The following is a 7,160-nucleotide window of genomic DNA, read 5'->3' on the forward strand; positions in this document are numbered from 1 at the left end:
AAAACACGTCAGCTTAACTGCTGATCGAACTGGAAGACAACTTGCATGAGCGATAAGCAAACTCCTGAAAATGCCGTGGATTATAAAGCCACACTCAACCTACCAGGTACCGAATTTGCCATGAAAGCCAATTTGGCTGTGCGCGAAGTCAAATGGTTAGAAGAGTGGTATGCCGACAACATTTATCAGAAGATTCGTGCATCGCGTATTGGCAAGAAAAAATATGTTTTACATGATGGCCCTCCGTACGCTAATGGTCAGATCCATTTAGGCCATGCGGTCAATAAAGTATTAAAGGATATTATTGTCAAAAGCCGTGTTATGGATGGTTTTGATGTACCATACGTACCGGGTTGGGACTGTCATGGTCTGCCGATCGAACTAAAAGTTGAAGAAAAAGTCGGTAAAGTCGGTGTCAAAGTTGATGCGTCAACTTTCCGTAAAGCTTGCCGTGAATATGCCATGAGTCAGGTCGATTTACAGCGCAAAGACTTTATTCGTATGGGTGTGTTTGGTGATTGGCAAGATCCTTATCTGACCATGAATTTTAAACAAGAAGCCGATATCGTACGTGCTTTGGGTGAAATTCAAAAAGCAGGTCATATCGAGCCCGGCTTAAAACCGGTGAATTGGTGTATCGACTGCGGTTCAGCACTGGCCGAAGCCGAAGTTGAATATGAAGATAAAAAGTCCGATGCGATTGACGTTGGTTTTGGTGTAGTTGATCTTCAGGATTTAACTCAGCGTGTGGGTGTAAACGTTACGGCGCCAACCGATATCGTGATCTGGACGACTACCCCTTGGACTTTGCCTGCAAACCAAGCAGTTGCATTACATGCTGAGATAGACTATCAACTGGTACAGGTACAAAGCGACCGCGGTACACAAAACTTTATATTGGCCAAAGATCTGGTTGAATCCGCCATTGCCCGTTATAAGCTGGAAAATCCAGTGGTTCTGGCAGATTTTAAAGGTGCTGTACTGGAGCGTTTGACCTTACAACATCCATTACTAAGTGATCGTCAAGTTCCTGTGATTTTGGGTGAGCACGTCATCGCAACTAGTGGTACAGGTGCAGTACATACCGCGCCAGGTCATGGTGCGGACGACTATAAAGTTGGTCTGATCTATAACCTCCAAGTTGATAACCCTGTCGGGGGGAATGGCGTATATTTACCAACTGCGCCTATTTTTTCTGGTGAACATATTTATAAAGCCAATCCACAAATTATTGAAGCTTTGGGTGCTGTCGGCCGTTTATGGGCTCATCAACCGATCGTACATAGCTATCCGCATTGCTGGCGCCACAAAACACCAATTATTTTCCGTGCAACACCGCAATGGTTTATTAGCATGGATGCCAAGGGTTTACGTGATTGTGCCTTGAAGGCGATTGAAAATGATATTAGCTTTGTGCCTGATTGGGGAAAAAACCGAATTGAGTCGATGATTGAAGGTCGTCCAGATTGGTGTATCTCACGTCAACGTACTTGGGGTGTGCCAATCCCATTTTTTGTGCATAAAGATACCAATGAGCTTCATCCTCGTACGCCAGAACTGATTGAAGAAGTGGCACAACTGATTGAGAAAGAAGGCATTGATGCATGGTATAACCGTGAAGCTAAAGACTTTATTGGTTCAGATGCAGAGCAGTACAATGCCGTACGCGATACGCTTGATGTCTGGTTCGATTCAGGTACAACCCACTATGCGGTGTTACGTCAACGTGAAGAATTGACCGATCCTGCAGATTTATATCTGGAAGGTTCAGATCAGCATCGTGGCTGGTTCCAGTCGTCCTTACTCACCTCAATTGCGATTAATGAACGCGCACCTTATAAAGGTCTGCTCACTCATGGCTTCGTGGTTGATGAAAAAGGCCGTAAAATGTCTAAATCTTTGGGCAATATCATTACGCCTCAAGATATTATTAAAGATATGGGCGCTGATGGATTGCGTTTCTGGATTGCATCAAGTGACTATCGTTATGAGATGACAGCAGGTAAAGAAATTTTTAGCCGTGCTTCTGATGGTTACCGTCGTATCCGAAATACCTTACGTTTCTTATTGGCAAACTTGAATGGATTTAAACCATCAAGGGATGCATTGCCTGTTGATCAATTAATTGCCCTAGATCAATATATCCTGCAACGTGCTGCAGACGTACAAAAAACTATTCAACAAGCCTATGAAGATATGAATTTCCATATCGTATGTAGCGCTTTGACGAACTTCTGTATCAATGACTTGGGTGGCTTCTATCTCGACATTATCAAAGATCGTCAATACACCACTAAAGCCGATTCACAGGCACGTCATTCTGCACAAACGGCGCTGTATCATCTAGTTCAAGCCTTTGTACGCTGGATGACACCCATCTTAAGTTTTACCGCTCAAGAAGCATGGCCACTGATTCCTGAACAAAACGAACAATATGTATTTACTGCCCAATGGTATGATTTACCTGTTGCCTCTACAGCCAATCTCATTTCTGAAGCTGATTGGCAAACCCTGATTCAGGTCAAATCGGCAGTCAACAAACAGATTGAAGCAGCTCGTAATGCCAAACTGATCGGCAGTAACTTGTCAGCCAAAGTAGAAATCTGGGCTAAAGACGAATTACAAACGGTACTGAACCAGTTAGGTGATGAACTACGCTTTGTATTGATTACATCGCAAGTGCTTGTCTATCCTTATGCGGAACAGGGTGAAATTACGGACATAGAGGGCTTGCGTGTACAGGTCTCAGCAGCAGAAGGCGAAAAATGTGTACGCTGCTGGCATGTGCTACCAGATGTTAATACACATGCCGATCATCCTGGTCTATGTGGCCGTTGTATCGTAAACGTCGCAGGTCGTGGCGAAGTGAGAAAATATGCCTAAGGCTCAAGTAAAGAAAGGCTTATTCCAGTTTTATCCACATAATCTAATTTGGCTCGGACTTTCTGTTCTTGCCATCCTCTTGGATCAATGGACCAAATGGATTGCAAGCACACATCTGAACTATGCTGATCCTGTGCCAGTATTGCCCTTTTTAAACTGGACCCTACTACATAACTATGGTGCGGCTTTTAGCTTTCTCTCCGATGCAGGGGGCTGGCAACATTATTTATTTACGGGTCTGGCAGGCATCGTTTCGATTATTTTTGTGTTCTGGTTATTACGCATGCCGAAAACTGCAATGGTTTTACCCGCAGCCATTGCTTTGATTTTAGGTGGAGCATTAGGTAATCTAATCGATCGAATGACTTTGGGATATGTCGTCGATTTTATTCATGTCTATTATCAAAATCATCATTTTCCAGCCTTTAATATTGCAGACAGTGCAATTACGCTGGGAACCATCCTCTTGTTAATTGATACTTTTTTCCTTGAGAAAAAACGCATCCAACGTGCAGAAGTAAAGCATGACTGAAATTATTCAACCGAACGAAGAAATTCGTATACAAGAAGGCGCTCAGGTCGAGTTACATTTTTCTGTTGCACTGGAAAATGGTGTTGAGATTGACAATACACGTAGCCGCGAACAGCCCGTAAGCCTGACCATTGGTGATGGCAATTTATTACCAGGTTTTGAAAAAGCACTATTTGGCTTACGTGCGGGAGATCGTCGTACCGTACATTTACCCCCAGAAGATGCTTTCGGCCCTTGGAACCCTGAAAATATTCAAAAATTTGATACCGTCAAATTTGAACAACGCCCGATTGTTGGTCATATGATTGAGTTTGAAGACAAAGCCAAATCATCATTATTTGGCGTGGTTGCTTCAGTCAATGATGATATTACCGAAGTAGATTTTAATCATCCGTTGGCGGGTAAAAATATTAGTTTTGAAGTTGAAATCTTTAAGGTGACTCCTGCGGGTCAACAAGGGATTAAGCTGATGTGATGTAAGCATTTAACTGATTTAAACCTCCTAAAGTAATTAGGAGGTTTTTTATTTTTCAACATTAATTAAACTTCAAGACAGATTTAATCTTATTCATTACTCCATCAGGTTCTTCTAATTTAATTTCCTCATCACTACAAATTAAATTTTCTTTTATCCTATAATATAAAATAGAGTTTCTTTTATCTTTTTTCACACAAACTAGTTGTGAATAATTTTTGTTTGATTCTAAGTTTATACTATAAATTCCGGATTTTTCAAAAATTTCACTTGGAACATTAATACAACTTTTTTTATTCGTTGGGAATTTTAGACTATTATATTTTTTCTCATAGATACTTTTAAAACTCTCTTGTGGATTGTACTCTCCAACAAAAATAATAAAATAGTCATCTTGCGTTGAATATCCTGTTTTTCTTCCCGTATAGATGCACAAATCATTATTGCTTATTATGTTCAATTGGTTATTAATAGGTTGAGCACATGCAATCAACTGAAATAATATCGACACCAATATAAGTACTAGTAATTTTTTATTCATAATTAACTTCTAGGCAATAATGATGGATCATGTGGATTATCTAAAAAATCTCTCAAAATTCTTTCAACATAGCCTAATAGCTTTAAACTTTTCTGATGATGTGGTCTTGATGATACAATATTCTGCAAATAGCATGCGTTAAACCAAAATTCAATTATTCTACCTTGTTGTTCGAAATTGAAATCCTTAAATTTTTTATTTAAATCTTTTCCTGTAATATCTGTATCATAGGCTTTTAACTCTCCTAAACCTGAGTCAACACAATCTACTTTGATTATATATCCACTTTTACACAAGAGTTGTTCAAGACCTAGCCAAGCATTTTTAGTACCCATTTGATATTGCCAAACATGTGTCATCTCATGAATGAACCAATGTTGTGCATTCCCTTTAGACTTACTAAAAGCTAGGTTTTCAAAATAATTTTTATTTGATACATTTACATTTCCAAAAGGTGTCATAGCATTATCAGTCAAATTAATAATTATGCTTATAAAACCGCCAATCTGTATATATACTTTCGAATAGTCAATTGAATCTTTAAAAACCAATTGACACATTTTTATTTCACCTGAAGTTAGCTTTCTTTTAGTTGGAATAGATATTGTTCAAGTAGAAACAGAAAAAAATGAAAATCCAAATACTTTAAGTGAACTTGCAGGTACTCAGAAGCCCGATACAGTGCAATAAACGTCTTCCATGATCCTTCTTATTTTTATTTGCTTTTTCGGGCTTACAATAGCACTCGCTTGTCTCATGTTCCATGAATTACGTCATAAGCTTTTTATTTTATTAAAAAATATATTGCCGAAAAGTAAACAAAAATTTAAACGCGCTAGAAAATTTGCCCAACAACTTGATGATGCATCTGCATCAGAACAACTTCAATCTCAATGGCATTTACAACAATGGTGGATTTTAAGTGCTGGATTTCTTTTGTTTACTAGTATTATTGTATTTGCCTTTACACGCCCCATTAGCTCAACTCGTATAGAAGCCGAATATCTCAAAGAAGTCGATCCACAAATTTATACGCTTTTAAATGGTGAGCTCCTAACACCACCGCCTGAAGTTGATGCATCTTTAGTTGAAGCAGCAATTATTGAAGCTAAGCAACTTGAACAGTATGAGCAAGCACAAAATAATTATTCCGTTGAAGCATCACAACTTGAAACTATAAATAATCGTAGTCGCTTTGAGAATGCATGTATTGACCGCAAATGGGATAAAATGCACCCGCGTTACAAACAACGCTTACTCATGGTATTTAAACTCATGAAAGAGCGCTACGGTTATGAATTGGTGCTACTTGAAGGCTATCGTAGTCCAGTGCGACAAAATATGCTTTCAAACAATCCCAACACCACGCGTGCTCGTGTTTACCAAAGTTATCATCAATTCGGCCTAGCCGCAGATATTGCATTTAAACGCAATGGCAAAATCGTGATTACAGAACGTGATCCCTAGGCCATGTGTGGCTATCAACTATATGGCGAACTTGCCGAATCGGTAGGATTGACTTGGGGTGGCCGCTGGAAATCTATTCAAGACTATGGGCATACTGAATACCGCATGCCAGGGTTGAAAAAACCAAAGAAATGGCAGATAAACTGCTGACTGAAATTGAAATAGCAGCAAATAATTCCAATTCATAACAAAGTTTTACTTTCCAAACCTTTAGAAGATCGTTTAACTTTTAATCTAATTCATAATTTTGGAATAACCATGCTGATCTATATTATTGTCGGAAGTATTCGTGAAGGGCGTACTGCGATTAAAGTCGCAAATTGGGTATATAATCAACTTGTAAATCATCAAGATAACGATATTCAAGTTGAATTGGTCGATTTAAAACAATGGAATTTGCCCCTTTTTTCTGGCAGTCATCCACCAGCAACTGGCATCTACGATCAACCCAAACAACAAGAATGGGCAAATAAGATTGCGCAAGCAGAAGGCTTTATTTTTATCAGCCCTGAATATAATCATGGTTATAGTCCTGCCTTAAAAAATGCTTTAGACTATCTTGGAAAAGAATGGAAAAATAAACCTGTAGCATTTGTTGGTTATGGTTCAACCTATGGTTCCCGTTCAATTAGTCAAATTCGTCAAGTTACATCTAGTCTAGATATGATTGATCCTAATGCTGTAATTGAAATCCGCGATATCTTTAAACGCAACCAATCAGAAGAATTTGAAGCTAATGATTTCGAAATCAAATCATTAATCAATCTTGTTGAGAAATTAAAAAAATATCATAAAAATTTGGTGTAAGCTAAAACTTACAACTATCGAAGTCATTGGCGAATATCCCTTCATTAATTTTTCGCCTATTATCTACATCATAGAGAGATAGGAAGTCTCATTGAAAATAACAAGATGCACAGGATGTGGTCGTAAATAGGATATCTACGACACTATAAACGGAATATAAAGAAGCCCTGTCAGGATGATGGGGCTTCTTTTTATTTATACTTTGTAAAGGTATTAAAATATTTAATCCTCTCGAATAAGCTTAAATACCGTATAAGCATACTGGTCGTCAATTAAATGGATTATAAATTTCTGAATTACTTGTCATGAGAACGTGCCTTTAAATAGCTGTTTAAGCCACCCAAATGGTTTTATTCCTAAATTCCTGAGATATTTCATAGTACTTAGTAAAAAAGAAGCCCCGTCACTGGCTAGTGACGGGGCTTATATTTAAAAGCTGGCGATGACTTACTCTC

6 protein-coding genes and 1 pseudogene are annotated in these 7,160 nt (G+C 38.6%); 5 read left to right on the forward strand and 2 right to left on the reverse strand.

Going from position 1 to position 7,160, the window contains the following annotated elements; genetic code table 11:
• Positions 1 to 45 precede the first annotated feature (45 nt).
• The 3 genes from ileS to IAE19_RS11950 are packed head-to-tail and all read left to right on the forward strand — an operon-like array spanning position 46 to position 3,890.
• The gene (gene ileS, locus IAE19_RS11940) at positions 46 to 2,883 is read left to right on the forward strand and encodes an isoleucine--tRNA ligase (protein WP_200461158.1); all 2,838 of its coding nucleotides are present in this window, start codon (positions 46 to 48) and stop codon (positions 2,881 to 2,883) included.
• Positions 2,876 to 3,415: a signal peptidase II gene (lspA, locus tag IAE19_RS11945; protein ID WP_200461159.1), complete on the forward strand. Its 540-nt coding sequence runs from the start codon at positions 2,876 to 2,878 to the stop codon at positions 3,413 to 3,415. The genes ileS and lspA overlap by 8 nt, the downstream gene beginning before the upstream one ends.
• Positions 3,408 to 3,890, forward strand: coding sequence for an FKBP-type peptidyl-prolyl cis-trans isomerase (locus tag IAE19_RS11950; RefSeq protein WP_200461160.1), 483 nt, complete (start codon positions 3,408 to 3,410; stop codon positions 3,888 to 3,890). The genes lspA and IAE19_RS11950 overlap by 8 nt, the downstream gene beginning before the upstream one ends.
• A gap of 61 nt (positions 3,891 to 3,951) precedes the next feature.
• On the opposite strand, the gene IAE19_RS11955 is transcribed toward IAE19_RS11950, so the two are convergent.
• Both IAE19_RS11955 and IAE19_RS11960 read right to left on the reverse strand, forming a co-directional pair.
• Complete coding sequence (locus tag IAE19_RS11955; RefSeq protein WP_200461161.1) at positions 3,952 to 4,431, reverse strand: NF045616 family extracytoplasmic (lipo)protein; 480 nt, start codon at positions 4,429 to 4,431, stop codon at positions 3,952 to 3,954.
• A gap of 2 nt (positions 4,432 to 4,433) precedes the next feature.
• A complete protein-coding gene (locus IAE19_RS11960; protein WP_227611022.1) occupies positions 4,434 to 4,991 on the reverse strand; it encodes a zinc protease in 558 nt (185 codons plus the stop codon).
• Between the two features lie 139 nt (positions 4,992 to 5,130).
• Between IAE19_RS11960 and IAE19_RS11965 the strand changes: the two are divergent.
• Positions 5,131 to 6,086 (forward strand): annotated as a pseudogene (locus IAE19_RS11965) (M15 family metallopeptidase).
• Between the two features lie 70 nt (positions 6,087 to 6,156).
• Positions 6,157 to 6,705 carry an NADPH-dependent FMN reductase gene (locus IAE19_RS11970; RefSeq protein WP_200461162.1) on the forward strand — a complete coding sequence of 183 codons (549 nt, stop codon included), beginning with the start codon at positions 6,157 to 6,159 and terminating at the stop codon, positions 6,703 to 6,705.
• Positions 6,706 to 7,160 lie beyond the last annotated feature (455 nt).

The sequence above is a fragment of the Acinetobacter sp. S40 genome, from assembly GCF_016624705.1.
In the GTDB taxonomy this organism is placed as follows: domain Bacteria; phylum Pseudomonadota; class Gammaproteobacteria; order Pseudomonadales; family Moraxellaceae; genus Acinetobacter.

Coding starts and splice junctions, on each gene's coding strand:
- ileS (WP_200461158.1), top strand. CDS start 46: ATGAGCGATAAGCAAACTCCTGAAAATGCCGTGGATTATAAAGCCACA.
- lspA (WP_200461159.1), top strand. CDS start 2,876: ATGCCTAAGGCTCAAGTAAAGAAAGGCTTATTCCAGTTTTATCCACAT.
- IAE19_RS11960 (WP_227611022.1), bottom strand. CDS start 4,991: ATGTGTCAATTGGTTTTTAAAGATTCAATTGACTATTCGAAAGTATAT.
- IAE19_RS11950 (WP_200461160.1), top strand. CDS start 3,408: ATGACTGAAATTATTCAACCGAACGAAGAAATTCGTATACAAGAAGGC.
- IAE19_RS11955 (WP_200461161.1), bottom strand. CDS start 4,431: ATGAATAAAAAATTACTAGTACTTATATTGGTGTCGATATTATTTCAG.
- IAE19_RS11970 (WP_200461162.1), top strand. CDS start 6,157: ATGCTGATCTATATTATTGTCGGAAGTATTCGTGAAGGGCGTACTGCG.